The organism is Micromonospora sp. NPDC000316, assembly GCF_042898885.1.
Lineage (GTDB): Bacteria > Actinomycetota > Actinomycetes > Mycobacteriales > Micromonosporaceae > Micromonospora.
The window spans coordinates 159135-182965 of record NZ_JBIAZG010000003.1 but is presented as its reverse complement, the minus strand read 5'-3'; the positions used below and the strand labels follow the sequence as shown (position 1 = coordinate 182965).

20 protein-coding genes are annotated in these 23831 nt (G+C 73.0%); 12 read left to right on the top strand and 8 right to left on the bottom strand.

Features of this window, described 5'->3' with window-relative positions; translation table 11 throughout:
* Positions 1 to 354 precede the first annotated feature (354 nt).
* Together ACFY2Q_RS09070 and ACFY2Q_RS09065 are read left to right on the top strand one after the other, a co-directional pair.
* Positions 355 to 495 carry a hypothetical protein gene (locus ACFY2Q_RS09070; protein ID WP_387128658.1) on the top strand — a complete coding sequence of 47 codons (141 nt, stop codon included), beginning with the start codon at positions 355 to 357 and terminating at the stop codon, positions 493 to 495.
* 137 nt (positions 496 to 632) lie between these two features.
* Complete coding sequence (locus tag ACFY2Q_RS09065; protein ID WP_387128657.1) at positions 633 to 1040, top strand: hypothetical protein; 408 nt, start codon at positions 633 to 635, stop codon at positions 1038 to 1040.
* 166 nt (positions 1041 to 1206) lie between these two features.
* Here the strand turns inward: ACFY2Q_RS09065 and ACFY2Q_RS09060 are convergent, their stop codons facing one another.
* Positions 1207 to 3969: a cellulose binding domain-containing protein gene (locus ACFY2Q_RS09060; protein WP_387128656.1), complete on the bottom strand. Its 2763-nt coding sequence runs from the start codon at positions 3967 to 3969 to the stop codon at positions 1207 to 1209.
* Between the two features lie 336 nt (positions 3970 to 4305).
* Here ACFY2Q_RS09060 and ACFY2Q_RS09055 point away from each other — a divergent pair, with 336 nt between their 5' ends.
* The 3 genes from ACFY2Q_RS09055 to ACFY2Q_RS09045 all read left to right on the top strand — a co-directional run bounded on the left by ACFY2Q_RS09055 (position 4306) and on the right by ACFY2Q_RS09045 (position 6101).
* Entirely contained in the window at positions 4306 to 4992 is a 687-nt protein-coding gene (locus ACFY2Q_RS09055; RefSeq protein ID WP_387128655.1) for a BON domain-containing protein, read from the top strand.
* 66 nt (positions 4993 to 5058) lie between these two features.
* Positions 5059 to 5556, top strand: coding sequence for a redoxin domain-containing protein (locus tag ACFY2Q_RS09050; protein WP_387128653.1), 498 nt, complete (start codon positions 5059 to 5061; stop codon positions 5554 to 5556).
* Positions 5553 to 6101 (top strand): DsbA family protein, encoded by a 549-nt coding sequence (locus ACFY2Q_RS09045; RefSeq protein ID WP_387128651.1) that lies wholly within the window; start codon positions 5553 to 5555, stop codon positions 6099 to 6101. The genes ACFY2Q_RS09050 and ACFY2Q_RS09045 overlap by 4 nt, the downstream gene beginning before the upstream one ends.
* A gap of 33 nt (positions 6102 to 6134) precedes the next feature.
* On the opposite strand, the gene ACFY2Q_RS09040 is transcribed toward ACFY2Q_RS09045, so the two are convergent.
* Positions 6135 to 8969: a LuxR C-terminal-related transcriptional regulator gene (locus ACFY2Q_RS09040; RefSeq protein WP_387128650.1), complete on the bottom strand. Its 2835-nt coding sequence runs from the start codon at positions 8967 to 8969 to the stop codon at positions 6135 to 6137.
* A 145-nt stretch (positions 8970 to 9114) separates the two neighbouring features.
* On the opposite strand from ACFY2Q_RS09040, the gene ACFY2Q_RS09035 reads away from it, so the two are divergent.
* From ACFY2Q_RS09035 to serS, 5 genes are all read left to right on the top strand, one after another.
* Entirely contained in the window at positions 9115 to 9552 is a 438-nt protein-coding gene (locus ACFY2Q_RS09035; protein WP_387128648.1) for a hypothetical protein, read from the top strand.
* Positions 9549 to 10697, top strand: coding sequence for an alcohol dehydrogenase catalytic domain-containing protein (locus ACFY2Q_RS09030; RefSeq protein ID WP_387128647.1), 1149 nt, complete (start codon positions 9549 to 9551; stop codon positions 10695 to 10697). Before ACFY2Q_RS09035 ends, ACFY2Q_RS09030 begins: the two co-directional genes overlap by 4 nt.
* A 49-nt stretch (positions 10698 to 10746) precedes the next feature.
* Positions 10747 to 11919 carry a saccharopine dehydrogenase family protein gene (locus ACFY2Q_RS09025; RefSeq protein WP_387128646.1) on the top strand — a complete coding sequence of 391 codons (1173 nt, stop codon included), beginning with the start codon at positions 10747 to 10749 and terminating at the stop codon, positions 11917 to 11919.
* A gap of 57 nt (positions 11920 to 11976) precedes the next feature.
* Positions 11977 to 13077, top strand: coding sequence for a MerR family transcriptional regulator (locus ACFY2Q_RS09020; protein ID WP_387128645.1), 1101 nt, complete (start codon positions 11977 to 11979; stop codon positions 13075 to 13077).
* 156 nt (positions 13078 to 13233) lie between these two features.
* Positions 13234 to 14517 carry a serine--tRNA ligase gene (gene serS, locus ACFY2Q_RS09015; RefSeq protein ID WP_387129115.1) on the top strand — a complete coding sequence of 428 codons (1284 nt, stop codon included), beginning with the start codon at positions 13234 to 13236 and terminating at the stop codon, positions 14515 to 14517.
* A gap of 48 nt (positions 14518 to 14565) precedes the next feature.
* Here the strand turns inward: serS and ACFY2Q_RS09010 are convergent, their stop codons facing one another.
* From ACFY2Q_RS09010 to ACFY2Q_RS08995, 4 genes are all read right to left on the bottom strand, one after another.
* Entirely contained in the window at positions 14566 to 15483 is a 918-nt protein-coding gene (locus ACFY2Q_RS09010; protein ID WP_387128644.1) for a cytochrome c biogenesis protein CcdA, read from the bottom strand.
* Entirely contained in the window at positions 15480 to 16091 is a 612-nt protein-coding gene (locus ACFY2Q_RS09005) for a TlpA family protein disulfide reductase (RefSeq protein ID WP_387128643.1), read from the bottom strand. The genes ACFY2Q_RS09010 and ACFY2Q_RS09005 overlap by 4 nt, the downstream gene beginning before the upstream one ends.
* A gap of 70 nt (positions 16092 to 16161) precedes the next feature.
* Entirely contained in the window at positions 16162 to 17625 is a 1464-nt protein-coding gene (locus ACFY2Q_RS09000) for an NADH-ubiquinone oxidoreductase-F iron-sulfur binding region domain-containing protein (protein ID WP_387128641.1), read from the bottom strand.
* Positions 17625 to 19301, bottom strand: a complete 1677-nt coding sequence (locus ACFY2Q_RS08995) for a hypothetical protein (protein WP_387128639.1) — start codon at positions 19299 to 19301, stop codon at positions 17625 to 17627. The genes ACFY2Q_RS09000 and ACFY2Q_RS08995 overlap by 1 nt, the downstream gene beginning before the upstream one ends.
* A gap of 276 nt (positions 19302 to 19577) precedes the next feature.
* Between ACFY2Q_RS08995 and ACFY2Q_RS08990 the strand changes: the two genes are divergently transcribed.
* Positions 19578 to 21023 (top strand): alpha-amylase family protein, encoded by a 1446-nt coding sequence (locus ACFY2Q_RS08990; protein ID WP_387128637.1) that lies wholly within the window; start codon positions 19578 to 19580, stop codon positions 21021 to 21023.
* A gap of 131 nt (positions 21024 to 21154) precedes the next feature.
* The gene (locus tag ACFY2Q_RS08985; RefSeq protein WP_387128635.1) at positions 21155 to 22021 is read left to right on the top strand and encodes a L,D-transpeptidase family protein; all 867 of its coding nucleotides are present in this window, start codon (positions 21155 to 21157) and stop codon (positions 22019 to 22021) included.
* Between the two features lie 42 nt (positions 22022 to 22063).
* Here the strand turns inward: ACFY2Q_RS08985 and ACFY2Q_RS08980 are convergent, their stop codons facing one another.
* Both ACFY2Q_RS08980 and ACFY2Q_RS08975 read right to left on the bottom strand, forming a co-directional pair.
* Positions 22064 to 22696, bottom strand: a complete 633-nt coding sequence (locus ACFY2Q_RS08980) for a response regulator (protein WP_387128634.1) — start codon at positions 22694 to 22696, stop codon at positions 22064 to 22066.
* Entirely contained in the window at positions 22693 to 23829 is a 1137-nt protein-coding gene (locus ACFY2Q_RS08975) for a sensor histidine kinase (RefSeq protein ID WP_387128632.1), read from the bottom strand. The genes ACFY2Q_RS08980 and ACFY2Q_RS08975 overlap by 4 nt, the downstream gene beginning before the upstream one ends.
* Positions 23830 to 23831 lie beyond the last annotated feature (2 nt).

The window sequence follows — 23831 nt, the reverse complement described above, 5'->3', positions numbered from 1 at the left end:
GACGGCCTCGGTCGCCACCCCTCGGGATGAGCAATTCACGGATCCGGGCACACAAAGTCGCCCATATCCCCACATTTCGGCATCTGATCATTCAATACTTTTCGTTATCTGCTCAGTCGACAATCGGTCGGAACCGACGCGCCGCGGACAAGGGTAGCGGCCCGGACCCGCCACGGCCCACAACCGGTTCGCCCCGCGCCTCAGCCCGACTGAACCCGGCGTGTCGCGCCGCCGGGGAGGCTCGAGCTCGATGGGTGTGATTCCGTTGCGGCATGTGGAGGCAAGGGCGGACCGAGGTTGCCAGTGCCTCCTAGCATCGACCCGGGACACCCACCGTGACGGAGAGGATCTTCGATGATCAAGAGACTGGCGGGGCTGGCCGGCGTCGGCGTACTGCTCGCCCTCGTGCTGGCCTGCGGTTTCGGTGGTGGCGGGGACGACGATGACGACGATGACGACTTCGCCCGGGGCGCTGCCGTGGTGGCGGTGCGTTGACCCCTGCCGGTGAGCCGTGCCGGCCGGGTTTGCGCGCGGTCGGCACGGGGCACTGCGGGGTGAGCGAGCCGTGAGTGGCTGGACAGACGCAAAGTCCGAAGTGGTTGGCGGCTTCGGCACCCGAGGAGGAAACCACGATGTTCGGAACCAACCTGCTGGACCGCCGCAGCAAACCGGAGCGGATCGCGGACCAGGCGTGGGAGCACCTGGTCTCCGCCGTCAGCTCCGCGGGCGACAGCGTCCGGGACACCGCCCGCTCGGCCCGCCGCAGCAGCGGCGACCTCGCCGACGGCGCGGGTGACCTGGTGGGAACGGCTGCCGAGGAGGCGCGGCGGCGAGCGTCGCGTGCCTTCGACGCGCTCGCCGGCCGCCAGCCGGCGCTGCCCTGGACGCTGCTGATCGGCGCCGCGCTTGTCGGCGCGGCGGTCGGCTGGGCCGTCGGCTCCGCAGCCCGTGCGGCCGGCAGTCGGGATGACCGTGCGGTGGACGACGTCGAGTTCGTCGACGTCGACCGCCCCAACTCCCCCGTCGGCCTGGACGACTGACCACCCACACGCCACGGGCCCCGCTCGACCTTCGGGTCGGCGGGGCCCGCTCGCGTGTACGGGGCCAATTCTCGGGGCCGGTCCGCCGGGGTACCGGACCCCTCAGGCAGCCCCGGCGGACCGGTGTCGCGGAGGGTGGTCCGGGCGCACCCCCGGACCACCCAGGTCAGCGACTCGTGCAGGTGACGCTTGGCGGTGGTGAGTTGCTGCCGGTCCACGAGCCGAGGAACCCGACAGTGGTGCTGGCTCCGGCGCCGAGCGCGCCGTTCCAGCCGCTGTCCCGGACCGAGACGACCGATCCGCTCTGGGTGTGCGTGCCGCCCCAGAGTTGGCTGATCCGCTGCCCGTTCGGGAAGGTCCAGCCCAGCGTCCAACCGGCGATGGGCGCGCTGCCGGAATTGCTGACCACCAGTTCGGCCTGGAAACCCCCCGACCAGGAGCCGGTGACCCGGTACGTCGCCACGCACCCGACACCCGGAGGCGGCGTGGTCGGAGGCGGCGTCGTGGGAGGCGGCGTGGTCGGGGGTGGCGTGGTCGGCGGCGGCGTCGTGGGAGGCGGGGTGGTCGGCGGCGGCGTCGTGGGAGGTGGCGTGGTCGGAGGCGGGGTGGTGGGGCCGCCGGTGCGCTCGCCGACCACGATGCCCCGGCCGTTGGTGCCGAGGTAGACCCGGCCGTAGACGCGGGGGTCGCCGGTCAGCGCCTCGGTCGGGTTGCCGTACTGGTGGCTGTCGTCGTTGACGCGTACCCAGGTCGTCCCGCCGTCGTCGGAGCGGTGCACGCCGGGCTGGCCGTCCACCGTGCCGTAGAGGAAGACGGCCGGGTTGGTCCGGCCCGGTGCCGCCTTGCCGAAGCCGACATTTCCGGAGGCGCTGACGCCGGCCAGCTTGGCGAAGCTGGCACCCGAGTCGGTGGAGCGCCACAGCCCGCCGGGCCCGGCCAGCCACAGCTCGCCCGACCGGCCGGGCAGGGCCTTGAACCGCACGTCGGAGGTGGGCAGGCCGGTCGCCGCCGTGGCGGTGAAGCTGGCCCCACCGTTGGTGCTGAGGTAGACCCGGCCGCCGCTGAAGCCGTAGAACCGGTTGGGGTCGACCCGGTCGGACTCGATAGTCGCGTTGGCGGGAATGCCTGTGGCCGGCGACCAGGTGTTGCCGAAGCCGACCGAGTAGACGACCCGCTGACCGGCGTCGCCGGGCGCCCAGACGAACCGGCTGCCGTCGGCCGCGGCGGCGACCGTGCCGCCGGTGTTGACCCCGGACGGCTCGGTGCCCTGGAACCACGTTGCCCCGCCGTCTGTGGAGAAGGCGACGTGGCTGTCGCCCGGCCGGTCGGCGTCGGTGAAGTTGCCGGAGCGGACGATCACGGCCGGCTTGCTCTCGGCGTAGTCCAGGCTCGTGGTGCTCGTGAAGACCGGCTGGGTGAACAGCATCGACGGGATGGTGTCCAGGTCGGTGTGCCGGAAGCCGCCGACGTCGCCGAGCGCGCTGATCAGCGGCGCGCCGCTGGGCGGGCTGATCAGATCGAGGACCGCCGTCTCCTCCAGACCGCGCACCATCGGCTTGATGGTGAACTGGCCGCCGGTGTCCCACTTGGTCAGGTCGGTGGTGCCGTAGATGGTGGCGCCGGTGCCGTACATCATGCGGTTGGAGTCGTGCGGGTCGATCTCTACCGACTCGTTCATCCAGCCGAGCTTGGGCGACGTCTCCGGCGGCGCCGGGTTGACGCCGAACGTCAGCCAGGGCACGGAGCTGACGTCCATCGTGTAGCGGCGGGACTGCTCCGGATAGTTGATGAACTCCCAGATCCGGGTCCAACTCGCCCCGCCGTCGGTGCTGCGGAAGAAGATCGCGTCCGGCCACCAGGAGACCTGGGTGGCCACCATCAGCGTGTTCGGGTGCTGCCTGTCGATTGTCAGACCGCTGTAGCCGAAGTAGGCGTCCGCGCTTGTGGACGGCACCGGGCTGATCCGCGTCCAGGCTCCGGACGACCGGGTGAACTTCCAGACGTCACCCTTGCCGCCGTCGTACGGGCCGCCGGTGTCGCTCGTGGCGATGTAGAGGTGACCGCCGACCGGGTCGACGACGCCCTTGTGCGCCAGGTAACCGGTGGGCTGGCCGGGGATGCGCGCCCAGGTGACCCCGCCGTCGGTGCTGCGGTAGACCGGGTTGTCCTTGTCGGCCACGCCCACGTAGATGGTCTGCGTGGTGGAGCCGGCGGTGCCTGTGCTCATGTCGAAACTCACCCAGGTCAGGCCCTGGTTCTGCCCGTTGTAGCCGTTGGGGTCGCTGGGGTCGGCCCGGTAGTTGCCGGCGTTCGGGAAGGCGGTGACCTTCGCCCACGTGGCGCCGTGGTCGGTGCTGCGCCACAGCCCGTTGCCGCCCTCGGCGCCGTAGTAGACGATGCTGTTCCGGTTGGGGTCGACGGCGAGCCGCTCACCCATCCCCCGGCCCGGCATGTTGCCGCCGTTCTTGAACGGCAACTCGGTGATCTGCCAGGTGGCGCCCTTGTCGGCCGAGCGGAGGATCGCGCCGTTGTTCGGGTCCCACCCGTTCGTGTACATGCCTACCGCCGCGTACACACGGCTGGTCTGCACCGGGTCGGTGGCGATGCTCACCACCCCGTTGTAGCCCCACCTGTCGGCGCCGACCCAGTCGAGCAGCGGCGTCCACGACTGGCTGGCCTGCTCCCAGCGGTACGCCCCACCGATGTCGGTCCGGGCGTAGATCAGGTTTTTCTCGGTGGGGTTGAAGACGATGCCGGGTACGAAGCCGCCACCGCCGACCTGGACGTTGCGCCAGGTGTACGCCTCGGCGGCCAGCGCCGACGCCGCGCCAGCGGTTGGAGCCCCGCCGGCGGCGGCAAATGGGGTCACCACGACGGCCGTGGCGACGACAAGCGCGGACACTGCCGCACCGGCGAGACTTTTCAGCAATGCGGTTCCTCTCGGGAGGCACGCCCGGGGGACGGGAGCGGCGGGTGGTGAACGCCGTGGCCCGGGGGACGGGCACGCGACGCTGGGGACGGGCTGGAGCTGCCCTGGCTCCAACCACCCGACGCGACGGCTCTCCGCTATCGAGGAACGCGCTTACCGTAACCGATCCACGGCCGGTTTGGAAGCGCTCCCATAGATGTTCGTGGCAAGTCCTGGGCCGTCACCCGCGCCGGATGAGGACGGGTCACCCCGGCCGGCGGCAGGATCGGACACCGGGCGGACCTTCGGCCGCGGCCGTCACCCCGGTCCGCCAGTCACACAGCGGAGGAGGGACAGATGGCCATCGCGACGATCAGCCGCACCGACCAGGACATCCAGTCCGCCGTACTCGACGAGTTGACCTGGGAGCCTCGGGTGCAGCCGCACGAGATCGGCGTGACAGTCGCCGAGGGCGTCGTCACGCTTACCGGGCGGGTGGACAGCTACGCCAAGAAGTGGGCTGCCGAACGTGCCGCGCACCGCGTGGTCCAGGTCCGGGCGGTCGCCAACGACCTGGCCGTGCGGCTACCCGGCAGCGCCGAGCGTGCCGACCCCGACCTGGCCGCCGCGGCCGGCCACGCGCTGGAGTGGGACGCGTTCGTGCCCATCGAGAAGCTCCAGGTCACCGTGTCGGCCGGTTGGGTGACGCTGCACGGCGAGGTCGAGTGGGAGTACCAGCGCCGGGCCGCCGAGCGGGCCGTCTGCCGGCTGACAGGCGTACGCGGGGTCAGCAACGGCGTCACCGTGCGACCGGCCGCCCCGCCGGCCGGTGTGAACATGGCCGAACGGATCGTCGACGCGCTCGCCCGCGCAGGGGCCACCGAGGCCGAGCGGATAAGCGTCCGGGTGCACGGCGACACCGCAGTGCTGGCCGGGCTTGTGCACTCCATGCCCGAACGCGCCGAGGTGGAGCAGGTGGCCTGGTCCGCGCCGGGCATCCGGGAGGTCCAGAACCACATCGCGGTCGCCCCGGTCCTGCGCTGACCGCGAGCGCGCAACCACCCGGGGCGGGTGAGCCCACCTCACCCGCCCCAGGTGCAGGCTGGGGCCATGAGTGATCCGAACGGGCTGATCCAGCCGGGACGCCCCGCGCCCGGTTTCACCCTGGCGAGCACTCCGGACGGGCGCCAGACCGGGCCCGAGCAGTTCCGGGGTCGACCGGTCGTCCTGGCCTTCTACCCCGCCGACTGGAGCCCGGTCTGCGGTGACCAGATGTCGCTCTACCAGGCGGCGACGCCGGTGTTCGACAGTTACCAGGCTGTGGTGCTCGGCATCTCGGTGGACAGCATCTGGTCGCATCGGGCGTTCGCCCAGAGCCAGGGCATCGAGTTTCCGCTGCTCGCCGACTTCGAGCCCAAGGGCGAGGTGGCACGCGCGTACGGCGCGTACACCTCCGAGGGTGTGGCGGCCCGGGCGCTTGTGGTGCTGGACCCGTCCGGCACGGTCGCCTGGAGCTACCTGTCCCCGTCCGATGTCAACCCGGGCGCCGACGGGATCTTCGACGCGCTGGAGCGGATCGCCGCCGATCGGAAGGTGATGGCCGGATGACCACGCCACTTCAGGTGACCGCCCGGTTGCGGGAGCCGATAACCGCCGAGGACCACGTCCGCGGGCCGTCGAACGCGGCGGTCACCATCATCGAGTACGGCGACTTCCAGTGCCGTTTCTGCGGTGCCGCGTACCCGAACCTGCACGAGTTGCTGCGCCAGCGCGCCGACACGGTACGGCTTGTCTACCGCTACTTCCCGATCGCCAACGTGCACCCGTACGCCGAGCGTGCGGCCGAGACGGCCGAGGCCGCCGCCAGCCGAGGGCGGTTCTGGGAGATGCACGACTGGCTGTACGAGCACCAGGACCAGTTGGACCCGGTGCACCTGTCGCTCGGCGTCGAGCAGCTCGGACTGCCGCCCGACGAGGTGAACGGCGAGGTGGAACGCGGTGCGTACGCCGACCGGGTGCGCCGGGACTTCGTGGGCGGGATCCGCAGTGGGGTGAACGGCACACCGACCCTGTTCATCAACGACGTCCGGCACGACGGCGGGTACGACCTGCCCGACCTGCTGGCAGCCGTGGACGCGGCTGCCGACGGCTGACCCGGCGCCTGATCCGTTCGGCTGACCGGCCGCTCAGATCAGGCGCAGCTCGCGTGCCCGCCGGACCGCCTCGCGCCGGCGGGTCGCGCCGAGCTTGCGGTAGATGTTGCGGACGTGGGTCTTCACCGTGTTGACCGAGAGCGACAGCTCGGCGGCGATCTCCACGTTGGACAGGATGCTCTGCAGGTAACGCAGGATTGTCAGCTCCCGCTCGGTGAGCGGCTCGTCGAGCGCTCCCGCCGGCTCGACGGCGGGTCGGGCCGTGCTCTGCTCGACGCCCCGCACCAGGTCGCTGACGAGCGGGAAGTGCGCGGTGCCCGCGTCCAGGTGTGCGGCCAGCAGGTCCCGCACCGGCGGGTCGGCGCGGATGAAGACCCGACGGCAGCCCTGCGCGCCCGCCAAGTCCAACACCTGCTCCAGGGTCCGGCCGACCCGGCGCGCGTCTCCGCTCCGGTCGGCAAGGACCGCCTCCAGCAGGCCGGCGTCCAGGCGTACCGGCAGGGGCCAGGCCACGGCGGGCGTCGCCTGCCAGTCCGGCAGGGCCCGTCCGGCGGCGGCCAGGTCCTCGGCTCGCAGCTCCACCCGGGCCAGGGCCACGGCGAGCACCGGGCTGTCCGCGTCGCCGCTGGCGTCGGCCAGCAGGGCTCGCGCGCCGTCCTGGTCGCCCCGCTCGGCGCGGATCTCGGCCTCGACGGCCCGCAACAGACCGGACAGCTCGTCGGCGGCCGGCTCGTCGGGCAGTTGCTCGCGGGCCCGGACGAGCATCCGCTGGCCGGCCGCAGGGTCTCCGGCGTCACGGTGCAACTGCGCCCCGCACCACGCGGCGAGGGCGGTCGCCACCGGGTCACCGGGTACGCCGTCGGAGCCCGCGTCGACGACGCCGACCGAACCTGTCGCCGGCGCGGCGAGCGCGAGGTTGGCGGCCGCCTCCTCGGGCTGGTCACGGTGCAGCGCCACGACTGCCAACGCCAGGTACGCGTAGGCGCAGTCGAGCCGGCAGGACCAACCCCGGCACGGCGGCATGCCCAGAGCCTCCCGGGCCGCCTGCTCCGCCGCGCGCAGCTCACCGCGCACCGCCAGCAGCAGGGCGGAGCGACTGGCACAGACCAGCTCGGTGCGGGGCCGGCCCGCGTCCCGCGCCGCTGCCCGAGCCCTGATGAACCGCGCGGTGGGCAGCCCGCCACAGGCCAGCTCCACGAGCCCGAGCGCCGTGCCGGTGAACGCCCGCAAATCGGCGTCGTCGGCGCGCGCCGCGGAGTCGGGTGCCGGAGGTGCGCTGGGCGGCCCGGACGGCGGAACGTCGACCGGGCGGGTGCGCAGCAGTCGGGCCGCCGCCGCGCGGACCTCGGCCCGGTCACCGGCGAGCCGAGCCACCGTCAGCTCCAGGGCGGTGGCCATCCGCTGGAACCGGTCCCGGCGCGGCACCGGCAGCGTGTTCGCGTATCCGACGGCGGCACGCAGGTGGCCGGTGGCGGCTGGCAGGTCGCCGACGTACGCCCGCTCGGCGGCGCAGGCCAGGGCCACCTCCGGATCGGCGCGGACCACGTCCGGCGGCGGGGACGGGGGCGCCGGGCCGCGTACCGGTTCGTCGTCGTACCGCGTCAGCTCCGGCCAGTGCGCGACGAACAGGTCGCCGGCCAGATCCCACCTGCCGGCCGCCAGCGCGTGCCGCAGCCCGTCGGCCGGACGACCGTCCCCGGCGTACCAGTCGGCCGCCCGTACGTGCAGCTCACGCAACTCGTCGCCGGGCAGCCGGGCTAGCTCGGCCCGGAGCAGGTCGGCGAGTAGTGGGTCGCAGCGGTACCAGGGTGGGCGGCCGTCCTCCCGACGCAGGAGGCCGCCCGCGCCGGCCAGGTCGGCAAGGGCCTGTCCGGCGTCGGCGCGGCCGGTGAGCGCCTCGGCCAGATCGGCGCAGACGGTCTCGGCGAGGGCGGTGCGGCGCAGCAGATCCCGGTCGGCCGGGTCGATCGCCGCCAACACCTCCTCGTGCAGGTAGCCGGCGATCTCCGGCTGGTCGCCGCCGAACTGCCCCACCCAGCGCTCCGGGTCGGGCTGCCCGCGCAGTGCCAGCGCGGCGATCCGCAGCGCCGCCGGCCAGCCCCCGGTGCGCTCGCGCAGTCGGCGTACCGCTGTCGCAGGTAGCGCCGCACCGTGCGCGGTGAGCAGGTCGGCCACCTCGTCGTCGGTGAAGGCCAACTCGTCCGGGCCGATCTCGGTCAGCTCACCGGCGAGACGCAGCCGGTGCAGGGCCAGCGGCAGCCCGGCCCTCGCCCCCACCACGAGGTGCAGCCGCTGCTCGCAGTGGCGCAGCAGGAACTCCAGCCCGGTAAGCGCCGCCGGGTCGGTGACCCGGTGCAGGTCGTCCAGGACCAGCAGCACCGGGCGCTCCAGGGCGGCCAGCCCGGCCGCGAGGAGCTCCAACTGGTCGGGGCGCGGCGGCCCGGCGGGCATCGGCGCGAGCGGGTTGTCGTCCGCCGCGCCGGTCGCGGTCCGCAGTGCCGCCGCCAGGTACGCCCACAGCCGGTCGCCATCGTCGCCGGCCTCCACCGACACCCACGCCGGCTCCGGCCCAACCTCGGGCACCAGCACCGGCCCCGAGTCGGGCACCACCGGCCCGGAGTCGACATCGGCTGCGGCACCGGCCAGCCGGACCCAGGTGGCGAGGAGCGTGGTCTTGCCCCAACCGGCGGGCGCGGTGACCAGGGTGACAGGCCCGGCGCTTCCCTCGTCGAGCCGACGCAGCAGGCGGGGCCGGGCCACTACGGGCTCGGGCGGCACGGCCGGTGTCAGCCGGGATGCCAGCAGCGGCGGCTCCCCGGGGAGCCCCGCCGCCGTACCCACCCGCACACGATCACGCTGTTCCGCCACCCGGCCCCACCCCCACCGACGCGTCCCACCCCTGGTCGGCTGCGGTTACCCGACCCGGGACGGTTCACCCCTTCCGGGCGAGCCCGCTTCACCCGACCCGGGCCGACGATCGGGGGACGTGGATCCGGCAGGACGGATGGGACGGATGGGACGCCTGACACGCACGGGATCCGCCCTGACCGGCGCCGCGCTGGCCAGGGCGTGGCGGCTGCTGCGCGTACCCCGGCGGCGGAGCCGGCCCGGCGTGGACGGCGACCCCGCCGCGGCCCGGTGGGAGGTCGTGACAGTGGATCGCCCCCCGGAGCAGGTGCTGCCGGACGGCCGGTGGCCGGAGCCGCTCCGCCGCCTCGACGGCGTGGTCGAGGTACGGATGCGGCCGGCGCCCGGCGACCGGGGCACCGAGCTGGCCGCCCGCCCGCTGGCCGGTGCCGCACCGACTGTCGGCCTGGCCGCGCACCTGGTCGGTGACGACCCGCGACTGCTGGTCCGCCGAACGCTGCGCCAGGTCAAGCAACGTGTCGAGGCCGGTGAGGTGCTGCGCGCGGACCGCTCCGCGCTGGACCGCCCCGAGGCCCGCGGGTGAGGGCGCTGTGCTGGGTGGCTGCCGACGAGTTGGCGGTGCGCGAGGTGCCCGACCCCGAGCTGCGCAACGAGCGGGACGCCATCGTGCGCGTCCGGCGCAGCGCCACAAGTGGTGCCGACCTGCCGCTGCTGGCCGGTCGGGACCCGCTTGTGCGTGCCGGTGACGTGCTCGGCGCGGAGTTCCTGGGCGAGGTGGTCGAGGCCGGTCCGGCGGTCGCGCGACACCGGATCGGGGACCGGGTGGTGGTCGGCGCGAGCGTCGCCTGCGGTGGTTGCTGGTACTGCCGTCGGGGTCGGCACTCCTGCTGCGACAACGGCAGCACCGACCCGGCGACCGACGATCCCGGCTGGGCTCACCCGGACGCCGGCTGCTTCGGCAGGCCCCGGGCGGCGGGCGGCTTCGCCGGCGGTCACGCCGAGTACGTCCGGGTGCCGTACGCCGACGTGGGCGCGTTCCGGGTGCCGGACGCGGTCGGCGACGACCGGGCGCTGTTCGCCGCCGACGCGGCACCGACCGGCTGGCTGGCGGCCGAGCTGGGCGAGGTGCGGCCCGGCGACGTGGTGGCGGTGTGGGGTGCCGGTGCGGTGGGCCAGTTGACGGCCCGCGCCGCGATGCTGCGCGGCGCCGCACGGGTGCTCGTCGTGGACCGGCACGAGGAGCGGCTGCGGATGGCCGAACGGCACGCCGGTGCGGAGCCGCTCGACTACAGCCGTACCGATGTCCCGTCGGAACTGCGGGACCGCAGCGGTGGACGGGGCGCGGACGTGTGCGTGCTGGCCGTCGGCGCACCGCCCGCGCGGTCCCTCGCCGAGCGTCTCGCCGGCCGGGGCGCCGACCGCCCGGACGCGCTGCACGAGGCGGTGCACGCCTGCCGCAAGGACGGCGTGGTGGTGGTGCTCGGCGGCGCGGACGCGTTCGTCGACGCGTTCCCGCTGGGCGCGGTGACCGACAAGCGGCTCACGCTGCGCGGGGCCCGCCGACCGGATCTGCGGGACGTGCCGATGCTGCTGCACCGGATGGCCCGCGACGAGCTGCGCACCGAGCACCTGGCCACCCACCAGCTGCCGTTGGAGGACGGCCCGCACGGGTACGCGCTGTTCCGGGATCGCGCCGACGGGTGCGTCCGGGCCGTGTTCACACCGTGAACCGCCCTCATGATCGGCGATCGGGGTCGATGGGTGGCAGACTCCGGGGATGGTTGGGGAGCGGACGTACGACGTGGTGCTGTTCGGCGCGACCGGGTTCACCGGCGGGCTGACCGCCGAATACCTCGCCCGGCACGCGCCGGCCGGGTTGCGCTGGGCGCTGGCCGGGCGCAACCGGGATCGCCTCGACGCCGTACGCACCCGGCTCACCGACATCGACCCGGCGCTGGCCGACCTGGCGCTGCTCACCGCCGACGTGACGGACGCCGACTCGCTACGCGCTGTCGCGCAGAGCGCCCGAGTGGTCGCCAGCACCGTCGGCCCGTTCATCCACCACGGGGAACCGCTCGTCGCCGCCTGCGCCGAGGCGGGCACCGACTACCTGGACATCACAGGCGAGCCGGAGTTCGTCGACCTCATGTACGTCCGGCACCACGCCGAGGCGACCCGCACCGGCGCGCGGCTTGTGCACGCCTGCGGGTTCGACTCCATCCCGCACGACCTGGGCGTCTGGTTCACCCTCAAGCAGTTGCCCGCCGACGTTCCGATCACCGTGGACGGCTACGTACGCGCCGGTGGCCGGCCCTCCGCCGGCACGTACCATTCCGCGCTCACCGCGTTCTCCCGAACCAGAGAGGCGAGCCGGGCGGCCCGCGCCCGCCGTGCCGTCGAGCCGCGCCCCACCGACCGCCAGGCCCGGGCGGTGCCCGGCCGGCTGGCCCGCTCGGCGGAGCTGGGCATCTGGACCGTGCCGCTGCCCACCATCGACCCGCAGGTGATCCGCAGATCGGCGGCGGCCCGCCCCGAGTACGGCCCGGACTTCCGCTACCGGCACTTCGCCGCCCTGAAGCGGCTGTCGACGGTGCTTGTCAGCGCGGTGGGGCTCGGCGCGCTCGTCGGCCTGGTAAAGCTGCCACCCACCCGACGCTGGCTGCTCGGTCGACTCGCGTCCGGGCAGGGGCCGACCCCGCAGCAGCGGGCGGCGTCCTGGTTCCGGGTCCGGTTCGTCGGCACCGGCGGCGGCAAACGAGTCGTCACCGAGGTAGCCGGCGGCGATCCGGGCTACGACGAGACGGCGAAGATGCTCGCCGAGTCGGCGCTCTGCCTGGCGCTCGACGACCTGCCACCGACCGCCGGCCAGCTCACCCCGGTCAGCGCGATGGGCGACGCGCTGCTCGACCGGCTGATCCGGGCCGGGCTCACCTTCCGGGTGCTGACCTAAGGAAGGGTCCCTTCCTATACATCGGCGGCTTGACCCTCGACCAGGTCGAGGGGGAGGATGCCCGGCGTGGCGAGTGACCTGCACAGCATCGGCGAGCTGGCCCGGGCCAGTGGGCTGACCGTGAGCGCCCTGCGCTTCTACGACTCCGCAGGGGTGCTGGAGCCGGCTCTTGTCGACCCGGTGACCGGCTACCGCTGGTACACCGACGAGCAGATCGGCCCGGCCCGGCTGGTGGCCGGACTGCGCCGGGTCGGCATGCCGGTGCCGGAGATCGCCGCCGCGGTCCGCGCGGAGCCCGCCGAGGTGCACCGGCTGCTCGACGCGCACCTGCGCCGGCTCGCCGACGGGCTCGCCGACGCCCGCCGCGAGATCGTCCGGCTCCGCGCCCTGGTCGACCCCACGCCGGCCACGGCCACGACGCTGCTGCTCTCCCCCGCCGAGCTGGCCGCCGCGATCGACGCGGTGCGCTTCGCCGTCGGCGCCGACCCGGAGCTGCCGGCGCTGTGCGCGGTGCTGCTCGACGTGGAGCCCGACGGTTTCCGGCTGGTCGCCACCGACCGGCACCGACTCGCGCTGGCCCGGGCGGAGGCGACCGTCGACGGCCCGCCAGCGCGAATGCTCCTGCCGGTGGACCTCGTCGACCGTCTGCGCCGGCTGCTCGACAACGCCGACGCCGGGCCGGTGTCGCTGACCGTGGCCGGCACCGACGTGCGGGCGGCGGTGAATGGCCGGACGCTCACCGGCACGGCACTGCCCTACGACTTCCCGGACTACCAACGGCTGCTGCGCGAGTCCGTCGGCGAGCAGCCGGCGACGTACCGCATCCCGGTGGACGTGGCGGCGCTGCGCGCCGCACTTACCGACCCGGCCGCACCGACGGTGGCCCGCGAGTACGCCGGCCGGCCCCTGGCGGTCACCGTCCTCGGCCTCGACGACCGGGGTGGCCTGCGCGTGCTGGACCCCACGGACGACGGGCCCGAGCCCGACCCGGCCGGCGGGTTGCGGATCGGGGTGAACGGTGACTATCTGCTCGACGCGCTGGACGCGGCCGGCGGGCCACAGCTGGTGCTGGAGTTGGACGGCCCGATCGCCCCGCTGGCCGTACGCCGCCCGGACGACGCGGACACGTTCTCGGTGCTGATGCCGATCCGGCTCTGACCGCTCACGCCGATCCGGCCCGCTACACCGATCCGGCCCGCTCACGCCGATCCGGGTCTGAAAGCGAGCATTCCCGCTCCCCGTCCCGGGTCGAATGGGGCGCGACGGTAGCATCTGGTGGTCCACCTGACCCCGGACGGAGGCGTACGGAGCAGCATGCTCGACATGGAGTTGATCCGGAAGGATCGCGAGGCGGTGGCGAGCGCGCTGGCGAAGCGTCTGGATCCCGCCGAGGTCACCCGTGCCCTGGACGAGATCCAGCGGCTCGACCAGGAGCGACGCGCCCTCATCACGGAGATCGACAACGAGCGGCAGCGCCGCAAGGCGGACGCGCGGGCGTACGCGGAAGCGAAGCGCGCCGGCCGCGAGCCGGAGGCCGCCGCGCCCGATGCCGGTCGACGGCAGCTCTCCGACCTGGAGTCCGAGCTGGACGAGGTGCAGGGCCGGCTGCGCACCGCGATGAGCGAACTGCCCAACCTGCCTGCCGACGACGTCGTCCCCGGCGGCAAAGAGGCCAACCGGGTCGTCAAGACCTTCGGTACGGCCCCGGTGATCGAGAAGGTTCGCGATCACGTGGAGCTGTCGCGGATGCTCGGTCTGGTCGACCACGAGCGGGGCGTGAAGCTCGGCGGCTCCGGCTTCTGGATGTACACGGGGATGGGCGCCCGGCTGGAATGGGCGCTGCTGAACTTCCTCATCGACGAGAACATCAAGGCCGGCTACGAGTTCCTGCTGCCGCCGCACCTGCTGCTCGACACGGCAGGTTTCGCCGCCGGGCAGTTCCCGAAGTTCTACGACGACGTCTACCACCTGGACCGGGAGTCCGCCCCGCGCGGGCAGTTCCTGCTGCCCACCTCGGAGACGGCGATCCTCGGGGCATACCAGGACGAGATCCTGGAGACGTCGAAGCTGCCGTTGAAGCGGTTCGCGTACACGCCGTGCTACCGCCGGGAGGCGGCCGGCTCACACTCCGACGAGCGCGGCACCGTGCGGGGCCACCAGTTCAACAAGGTGGAGATCTTCCAGTTCACGCTGCCCGAGCAGGCGGACGCGGCGCTTGAGGAGATGGTCACCCACGCCGAGAGCCTGGTCGAGAAGCTGGGGCTGCACTACCAGCGCAGCCTGCTGTCGGCTGGCGACGCCAGCGCGTCCATGCGCAAGACCCTCGACATCGAGGTGTGGATGCCGAGCATGGACAAGTACAAGGAGGTGTCGTCGGTCTCCTGGGGCGGCGACTACCAGGCACGGCGGGCGGCCATCCGCTATCGCGAGCCGGGCGGCAAGCAGACCCGGTTCGTGCACACGCTCAACGGGTCGGCCCTGGCCACCAGCCGGCTCTTCCCGGCCATCCTGGAGCAGTTCCAACTACCCGACGGCAGCGTGCAGATCCCCGAGGTGCTCCGCGACCGCCTAGGCAAAGACACCCTCACCCCCCGCTAAACCGCTGCCCTCACCCCCACCCCCACCCTGCCCCCGCGAACCCCACCCTCACCCCCGCGATCTTGCACTTTCGGACCCCGAAATGGGGCAGTCTGCGGCTTTTGCCGGGGCAGAAACTGCAAGATCGCGGGGGTGGGGGTGGGTTTTTGCTCGCAGTCGCAGTAGCAGTAACAGGAGCAGGAGCAGGGCTGCTGGGAGTAGGAGTGGGCCTAGGGTGTTCAGGGTTTCTGCTACGGCTTGCTGGATCTTTGCCGCCGCTTCGATCACCGGGTCGTGCAGGGCTTCGCGCTGGCCGTCGAACAACCGCAGCTCGTACCAGCCGTACCAGGCGACGTACCCGCCGGTGATCAGCAGCACCAGGCCGCTGAGCCGGGGCACCAGGGCGCCGGCGACCCGCAGCCGGGCCACCAGGCCGTCGCGCAACAGCGCCACACCGAGCGCGGCGACCGCGACCACCAGACCCATCCCGAGGGCGTACGCGCCGAACAACGCCAACCCTTCGCCGGTCGAGCCGGCCTGGAGGCTTGTCACCACGATGGCCAGGAACGGCGCGATGGCGCAGCCGAGCGAGGCCAGCGCGTACGCCGCGCCGAACAGCGCCATCGACGGCCAGGAGCGGGTCAGCCGGGGTGCCCGCGCGGACCAGCCGGGGGCGGGCAGTCGCCGGCCGGCGAGCAGCCAACAGCCGGCCAGCACCAGCAGAACGCCGAGCGCCACGGTCAGCCACGGCAGCCGGGGCCGCAGCCAGCCAGCGAGCGGCGCGAGCGCGAGGCCGAACGCGCCGAAGACCACTACGTACCCCACTGTCAGCCCGGCCGCCGCGGTGAGCGCGCGGCCGACCGCGCCCCGGGTGTCCGACGGCCCGGCGACCAACAGCGAGAGGTACGCGGGCAGCAGCGCGAAGCCGCACGGGTTGACCGCGCTGAGCATGCCAGCGGTCAGCGCGAGCAGCAGCGGGGCGGTCACGCCCGGGCCAGCTCGGCGACCTTGGCGGTGAGCGCCGCGCCGTCCAGGAAGCCCTTGTGGACCACAGTGCCGTCCCGGTCGATGATCACGAAGATGCTCTGTTCGGTGACGGTGAAGCGACGCCAGAGCTTGCCGGCGCGGTCGTCGATCTGCGGCGTGCCGGCCAGGTCGAACTCGGTGACGAAGTCCTTCATGGCCTTCTGTTCGCCCAGCCCGGCGACGCCGACGATCGGCACGGTGTCCCGGTATTGTGGCGCGATCTCGGCCACCGTCCACGCCTGACTGGCGCAGGTGGCGCACCACGGCGCCCAGAACCACAGCACCACGGGTCGGCCGGCGAGTCGGGTCGCGTCGAACGCGTCGCCGGTGAGGGTGGTGCCGGTGAAGCGCAGCGTGTCCGGGATCCGGGCGGGCGCGACCGGCGGCTCGGACCCGGCGGCCGAGGTGGTAGGCGTGGCCGGGGCGGTGGCCGGGGCCGGCGTCGCCTCGACGGCGGCAGCGTCGGGCGGCACCGTGCCGGTGCAGGACGCCGTGGCGAGCAAAGCGACAGCCAGTACGGCTGCAGTACCGCCCCGGCGTGCCCACCTCCGTACGTGCCAGCTGCGCATCGGTGTCTCCCTCCACAGTCGTTAGGAAGGGGCCCTTCCTATACACGAGGCGTTAAGAAGGTGCCCTTCCTTACTCGGCCTTGGCTAGGCGCAGGGCGAGCTCCGGGCAGACCTTTACCGCCTTCAGCGCGCCCTCGCGCAGCCAGGTCGGCACCGGCGTGGCCGGGAAGGCCGGGTATCCGTTGCCGTCGAGCCTGATGAAGTCCGGCACCACGTGTGCGCAGAGCCCGTGGCCGTCGCAGCGCGACCAGTCCAGGGTGAGCTTCTGCGGGTTGGGGTCGGGCGCGCCCGGCAGGCCCATCACGCCCTTGACCCGGCGGCCGCAGCCGTCGCCGGTGCTGTGCATCCGCAGGTCGTCGGCGAAGACCTCGATCGCGGAGAGTGCGAACCGGGAGGTGCCGTCCGGGTGGCTGCACGCGCCCCGGCCCTTCACCTCGCCGGCGGCGGCGCGTACCACGTCGGCGGGTTGGCTGCCGGCGACGGCCAGGTCGACGGCGCGGGCCAGGTCCGGCAGGCCCATCTTGCACGGGCCGCACTGGCCGGCGGACTCCCCGGCCAGGTAGCGCACCACCTGCGCGGCCTCGCCGAGTGGGCAGGTGTCCAGGCCGAGCGGGACGATGATGCCCGCGCCGAGGGTGCCGCCGACGGCGGCGAGGCCCTTGCGGGAGACCTCTGCCTTCTCCGCAGCCTCCGGGGTGATCCACTTGCCGTGGTAGCCGCCCATCAGGATGCCTTGGACGTCCGGCACCTCGCACAGGTCGAGGACGTCGCGCAGTGGCATTCCGGCGGTGCACTCCACCACCGCCGGTCGGCCCGCCGAGCCGGTCACGGTGAGCAGTACGGTGCCCGGCTCGTCGTCGGTGCCGAGCGCCGCGTACTCGTATGGGCCGAGGCGCGCGCCGATGGCGAGCTGCGCGTACGTCTCGGCGTTCGACAGCAGAGTGGGCAGGCCACCGACGCCGGAGTCGCTGGAGCGCTTCTTGGTGCCCGGCGGGATGTGCGGCAGCCCGTTGATCCCGTTGACAAGCGCGCCGCCCTCGCCGGAGATGAAGCGGTGCGGCACGGTGACGATGGTGGCCGGCACCGGCATCCGGCGCTCACTCAGCGCCTCCATAAGCGATTCCCGGCCGACCCCGTCGTCGGCCACGCCGATCACGATCTCCTCGGCGTCCAGGGCGTACGCGGCAAGCGCCGCGCCGTCGAGGATCAGGTGCGGCGCGCGGGTGAGCAGCACCTTGTCCTTCCAGCTGGCCGGCTCGCCCTCGGTGGCGTTGACGACGACAACTGCGGCGAGGTCCTGCCGCTCACAGGACTCCAACACGGCGCGCAGCTTGCGGGCGAACGGGAAGCCGGCCCCGCCCTTGCCCTTGAGCTGCATGCCCTCGGCGAGCCGGAGCAGTTGGGCCGGCTCCATCGGGCCGATCGGCCCGTGCACCTCCTCGTGGGCGGCCAGGTCGAGCCGGCCGAACTCGGCGAAGCCGGCGGTCAGTCGGGGCTCGCCCACACAGGCGACCGGGGGCACTGCCGTCCGCATCACTTGGCCTCACCCCGCAGCCCGGCCCAGTACGCGCCGTCCACAGCGTCCGCGCTTGCCTTGCGGCGCTTGGCGGAGCGGCTCTCGCCGGCGGCCCGACGGGCTCGCCGTGACGCCAGGTCGACAAGGGTCGGGGTGTCGTCGACGGGCGGCGGCACCTCCTCGGGGACGTACCGGGCCGGTGGCCGCCAGTAGTCCGGCTCCTCCGGCAGGTCGTCCTCGACGCTGTGCCGGCCGCTGCCGCTGCGCGGCGCCGCCGAGATCGGGCCGGCGGAGATCGGGCTGCCGGAAATCGGGCCCGCCGAGATCGGCTGGCCGGAGATCGGCTCGGCGGCCTGCCAGCGGCGTGGGCTGTCCCACGGCTCTTCGGCCTCGTCGAACGTCCGTCGTGGCGGTGCCGAGTACCGGCTGCTCTCGTCCTCGGTACGGGAGCGGCGGCTGGGCCGTTCGGCGACCGGTTCCTCGACGGGCGCGGTGGCGTTTCGCCGGCCGGTGGTGGTCGCCTCGTCCCGGGTCCGGGACCGGCTGCGCTCGCCGCGCCGACGGGCCACGGGCTCCAAGTCCTCCTCGTCGCGCTGGCGGGTCTCCTGCGCCTCGCGGCGGGCGGCCCGGCGGGGTTCCGCCTCGTCGCGGCGCCCGCGCGTGGGCCGGTCGACGTCCTGTCGGGCGGCCGGTTCCTCGTCCCTGCGCCGTCGGCTGGGCCGGGTCGGCTCGACGAGTGAACCGGGTTCGGGCACCACCGGGACGGTGAATCGCTCGGGGTCGCGCCGCCGTGGGCCGGCCGGCGGCGCGGTCCAGGTGGCGGTGGTGGCCTCCGCCCAGGCGGGACGCTTGTCCTCGCTTGTGTCGCGGCGTCGACTCAGGCCGGCCAGCAGCGATCGGCCACGGGCTTCCGCGCTGGCCCGGCCGGCCATCGCCGCGTTGCGCAGGGCGGCCTGGTGCTGCTCGCGGCTGCGCCGGCCGATGGTGACCGAGAACCGCACCAGCAGCGCCAGCACGACGAGCAGGATGCAGGCGAGGTAGCTGAGCACCACCCAGGAGCTCGCGGCCCGTCCGGCGTTGAGACCGTGCAGCACCGCGAACGGCCAGGCCAGGTACGCGGTGGAGTGCATCGCCCGCCACAGCCACTTCGGACCGACTCCGGCGAAGCGCGCCCGGATGATGCCGGTCCAGATCACGCTCACCATCAGCAGGGCGGCCACCGTGCCGAGGCCGACGTAGAGCCCTCGACCGCCGACGAACGGCACGAGCGAGTCGGTAGCCGCCGCCCGACCGGTGGCGATCTTGGTGAGCACGTGGAAGCCCAGCCCGGCCACGCCCAGGACACCTGTCGCACGGTGCGCCGACTGCATCAACACCCGGTGCGAGATGCTCAGCACCAGCCGGTCGGTGGCGAGCAGGCCGAGCATCACGGTGAGGCTCAGTGACACCAGGGCGATCACCCCGGCGAAGAACTCGGTGAAGAAGAAGCCGTACGCGTACGCCGTCTGTCCCGCGCCGGTCAGCATCGTCGCCGCCCAGAGCGCGGCGACCACCGACGCGATAAGCAACATCGTGGCCGACCGCGACCGGGTTCGTACCCCCCGGCTGCTGGTGCTGGTCCGGACCGCGGTGGCCTTCTCGTTCTGCTTTGCCCGGGCCATCTGCTCCTCGATCGTCTCGCGGCGGCGCACCACCGGCCGACCCCTGCTCCCCCATCCAGTACGGACGGACGAGGCGCGCGGATCACTTCGGGTTGGAAATTTCTGGGTCGGATCGAACCGACAGGCGTCAACGCGCGTAGTAGCCGAACCCCTCGTGACGGGGCGGGCACCGATTGATGCCCGTGCATTGACAGTCGTTGCAACAGGCTTGTAATCTTTCGGCAATTTTCAGCATCGGTTGCAAGATTCGAGCAACCTCGGTGTTCCCCCGCACCACCACCCCACCCCCGCTCCCGTCAGGAGTCCTCGATGCACCGTCGTCGACGCGGCTCGGCAATCCTCGCCCTCGGCCTGATCGCCAGCCTGCTCGTCCCCCTCACCGTGACGGCACCCCCGGCCGCCGCCGCCCCGGCGGGCAACAAGAAGGTCATCGTCCAACTCTTCGAGTGGAACTGGCCGTCGGTGGCCAGCGAGTGCCAGAGCACGCTCGGCCCGAAGGGCTACGGCTACGTCCAGGTCTCGCCCCCGCAGGAACACGTGCGGGGCAACCAGTGGTGGCTGGCGTACCAGCCGGTCAGCTACCGGATCGAATCCCGCAAGGGCACCCGCGCCCAGTTCCAGTCGATGGTGAACACCTGCCACGCCGCCGGGGTCAAGGTGCTCGTCGACGCGGTCATCAACCACATGTCCGGGCAAGCGAACGGCGGCACCGGCTGGGCCGGGTCGTCCTACTCGCACTACGACTACCCGGGCATCTACCAGACGCAGGACTTCCACCACTGTGGGCGCAACGGCGGCGACGACATCGTCAACTACAACGACAGGTACGAGGTGCAGAACTGCGAACTGGTCAACCTGTCGGACCTGAAGACCGAGTCGGACTACGTCCGCACGAAGATCGCGTCGTACCTCAACGACCTGCTCGCACTCGGCGTGGACGGCTTCCGGCTGGACGCCAGCAAGCACATGCCGGCCGCCGACATCGCCGCGATCAGGGGCAAGCTCTCCCGCTCCGCGTACATCGTGCAGGAAGTCATCTACGGCGCCGGTGAGCCGGTCCAGCCGACCGAGTACACAGGCAACGGCGACGTGCACGAGTTCCGCTACGGCAAGGACCTCGCCCGCGTGTTCCGTTCGGAGCGGCTCGCGTACCTGCAAAACTTCGGCGCGGGCTGGGGCCACCTGCCCAGCGGGCCGGCCTCGGTGTTCGTGGACAACCACGACACCCAGCGCGACGTCGGCGGTGTGCTCACCTACAAGGATCGGGGCATCTACGCGCTTGCGAACGCGTTCATGCTGGCCTGGCCGTACGGCTCGCCGACGGTGATGTCCAGCTACACCTTCAGCAACCGGGACGCCGGCCCGCCGTCGGACGGCGCGAACAAGACGCTCAACACCACCTGCTACTCCGGTTGGGAGTGCGAGCACCGCTGGCCGGTGATCGCCAACATGGTCGGCTTCCGCAACGCCACCGAGGGCGCGGGCGTCGCCAACTGGTACGACAACGGCAACAACCACATCGCGTTCAGCCGCAGCGGCAAGGGCTACATCACCGTCAACGACGAGGATTCCGCGGTGAACGGCCGCTCGTACTACGCCGGGCTGCCCGCCGGCCGGTTCTGCGACGTCATCCACGGCACGTACGCGGGCGGCACGTGCAGCGGCCCGGTGATCACCGTGGACGGTAACGGCTGGTTCACCGCCAACGTGCCGGCCCACGACGCGATAGCGATCCACATCGGCGCCCGCGTCTAACCCAGTGCAAGGAAGGGTCCCTTCTTATCGCTTTTTGTATAGGAAGGGGCCCTTCCTAACGTCGGGTGGTCCGATACAGTCATTTGGTGCAGTTTGACCGAATGTCTCCGTACCGTCGTCGGGGTGTATGGGTGGGCGCGGCCTTCGCTGTCGCCGCGCTGCTGATCGTCGCGTTGCTGGTCGGCCAGGCCCTCACTCCACGCTCGACGGCCCGTGACCGGCCGATCGCGGCGGCGACCGACCCGACGCCGCCCAGCATCGAGCAGAGCCCCGAGGAGTCGGTGCCCGCGGCGGCTCCCGCCCCGGACGGGCTGCCTGTGGTCGACTACGACCCGGCGCCGAAGGGGTTCCCGGCCGACCCGGCCACCATGGACACCACACCACTGACCGAGGGCGTGCACCCGACCCGGCGGATCGCCGCGTACGACGCGCCCGGCGGACGTCCACTCGCCTTCCTCGAACCGACACTCGCCGGTGTGGAGCTGACAGTGCCGATCGCCGAGCGGCGGGCCGGCTGGACGGCCGTCCTGCTGCCCTCGGCGAACCGGCGTCTCGCCTGGCTGCCACCCGGCGGGTTCGACACCGTGCCGCTGCGCGACCAGATCGTGGTGGAGCGCAAGGTGAACAGGCTCACCTGGTACCGGGCCGGCAAGGCGATGCGCACCTGGGAGACCAGCCTCGGCCAGGCCGGGCAGGAAACCCCTCTCGGTCGGACGTTCATCCTGGGCCGCACCGAACCGCCCGAGAAGGTCTACGGCGGGGTCGACATCTACGCCCTCGGCTCGGTGCCCGACGACCCCGAGGCGGTGCCGGCCGGGCTGCGCGGCGCCCACATCGGTCTGCACACCTGGCACAACGACGACGACCTGGGCGAGAACACGACAAACGGCTGCATCCGGGTGACCCGCAGCGGCCAGCGCGAGCTGCTCGCCGAGGTCCGCCCCGGCAGCAGCCTGGTAGTGGTCGAGCAGCTGCCCACGCCGCCGCCGACCGCCTGAGCGGCGCGGACACGTCGCCTCACCCGCCCGGCAGCACGTCGCTCACTCGCCGAGCAGCCAGCCGTTCTGCTCGGCGATACGCACGGCGTCGGCCCGGTTGCGGGCGCCGGTCTTGCCGATCGCCGCCGAGAGATGGTTGCGCACCGTCCCCTCGGACAGGTGCAGCGTCCGCGCCAGGTCGGCGGCCGCGCCACCACCCCGGGCCGCGCGCAGCACCTCGGTCTCCCGCTCGGTCAACGGGCTGGCCCCGGTGGCCAGGGTCTCGGCGGCAAGCGTCGGGTCGACCACCCGCAGACCGGCGTGCACCCGGCGGACGGCGTCGGCGAGCTGCCGGGCCGGGGTGTCCTTGACCACGAAGCCGTTCGCGCCGGCCTCCATGGCGCGACGCAGATAGCCGGGCCGGCCGAACGTCGTCACCACAAGCACCCGACAGGCGGGCAGCGCGGCCCGCAGCGCGGCGGTGGCGGCGATCCCGTCCAGACCGGGCATCTCCACGTCCAGCAGTGCCACGTCGGGCGCGCTGCGGCGAGCCGCGGGCACCACCTCGTCGCCCCGACCGACCTCGGCCACCACTGTCAGGTCCGGCTCCAGCGACAGCAGCGCGGCCAGCGCGCCACGCACAAGCGCCTGGTCGTCGGCGAGCAGCAGCCGGATCGGCGCGGACCGGCCGGTCACCGGGTCTCCTCCGAGGCGTGCACCCGCAGCAGGAAGCCGGTGCCGTCCGGCCGGCGACCAACGGTCACCACCGCGTCCAGCCGCCGCGCCCGCTCACGCAGCCCGACCAGGCCGTACCCGGCCCCGTCGGCGTCCGGCGTGGACGGCCCCCGGCCGTCGTCGCTGACCTCGGCCCGATCCGGGCGCACCCGGATCGTGCAGCATCGCGCCCCACTGTGCCGGACCACGTTTGTCACCCCTTCGCGCACCGTCCAGCCGAACAACCGGTCCCACTCCCCCGGCAACTCGGGCAGCTCCGCCGGCAGATCTGCCGCGATGCCCGCCGCAGCGAGGGCAGACCGCGCGCCGGCCAACTCCCCCGCGAGAGTGACCTCCCGGTACGCCCCGACCGTCTGCCGTACGTCGGCCAGCGCCGCGCGGGCCAGCCCCTCCACCTCGGCGATCTCGGCGGCGGCGCGCTCGCGGTCCACCTCGATGAGCCGCCCGGCCAACTCGGCCTTGATCGCCACCACGGTCAGCGAGTGCCCCAGGATGTCGTGCAGGTCACGGGCCGCGCGGGCTCGTTCCTCGGCGACCGCGAGCCGGCCGATCTCCCGCTGGGCGGCCTGTAGCTCACTGTTGCGCTGGGCCAGCTGGGAGACACCGAACATGGCGAACGAGGCGAGCAGCACCGCGAAGAAGATCGTGCTCTCCGATCCCCATCCCGGCACCAGCCGGGACGCCAGCACCGGGGACCCCGCGCAGAGCACCACGACGGCCAACGCCTCCCACTGCGGCAGCAGGAAGACCGCCAACGCCGCGACGTAGACCAGTGTGGCCAGCCAGTCCCCGCCGGTCCCCGGGATGCTTGCCACGCCCACCGCGAGCAGCAGCACCAGCGCGGCCCGCGCCCGACCCACCGGGACCGGCAGCAGAGCTTGGCGCAGCCGGCGAGCCCACTGGAACAGCAGCACGTAGCCGACGCTGAAGGCGACGAGCGCCGCCACGCCGAGCACCCGCCGCCAGGGCTGGGGCTGGTGCAGCGCGGTGGAGAGCGGCACGTTGAGGAAGAACAGCCACACGGCGGCCAGCAGCCAGCCGGTGAACCGCCAGTGGCGGCCCGCCGGCCGAGGCTGCCCCGTCGAGAGGTCCATCG

Coding starts and splice junctions, on each gene's coding strand:
- ACFY2Q_RS09070 (WP_387128658.1), top strand. CDS start 355: ATGATCAAGAGACTGGCGGGGCTGGCCGGCGTCGGCGTACTGCTCGCC.
- ACFY2Q_RS09065 (WP_387128657.1), top strand. CDS start 633: ATGTTCGGAACCAACCTGCTGGACCGCCGCAGCAAACCGGAGCGGATC.
- ACFY2Q_RS09055 (WP_387128655.1), top strand. CDS start 4,306: ATGGCCATCGCGACGATCAGCCGCACCGACCAGGACATCCAGTCCGCC.
- ACFY2Q_RS09050 (WP_387128653.1), top strand. CDS start 5,059: ATGAGTGATCCGAACGGGCTGATCCAGCCGGGACGCCCCGCGCCCGGT.
- ACFY2Q_RS09045 (WP_387128651.1), top strand. CDS start 5,553: ATGACCACGCCACTTCAGGTGACCGCCCGGTTGCGGGAGCCGATAACC.
- ACFY2Q_RS09035 (WP_387128648.1), top strand. CDS start 9,115: ATGGGACGCCTGACACGCACGGGATCCGCCCTGACCGGCGCCGCGCTG.
- ACFY2Q_RS09025 (WP_387128646.1), top strand. CDS start 10,747: ATGGTTGGGGAGCGGACGTACGACGTGGTGCTGTTCGGCGCGACCGGG.
- ACFY2Q_RS09020 (WP_387128645.1), top strand. CDS start 11,977: ATGCCCGGCGTGGCGAGTGACCTGCACAGCATCGGCGAGCTGGCCCGG.
- serS (WP_387129115.1), top strand. CDS start 13,234: ATGCTCGACATGGAGTTGATCCGGAAGGATCGCGAGGCGGTGGCGAGC.
- ACFY2Q_RS09005 (WP_387128643.1), bottom strand. CDS start 16,091: ATGCGCAGCTGGCACGTACGGAGGTGGGCACGCCGGGGCGGTACTGCA.
- ACFY2Q_RS09000 (WP_387128641.1), bottom strand. CDS start 17,625: ATGCGGACGGCAGTGCCCCCGGTCGCCTGTGTGGGCGAGCCCCGACTG.
- ACFY2Q_RS08990 (WP_387128637.1), top strand. CDS start 19,578: ATGCACCGTCGTCGACGCGGCTCGGCAATCCTCGCCCTCGGCCTGATC.
- ACFY2Q_RS08975 (WP_387128632.1), bottom strand. CDS start 23,829: ATGGACCTCTCGACGGGGCAGCCTCGGCCGGCGGGCCGCCACTGGCGG.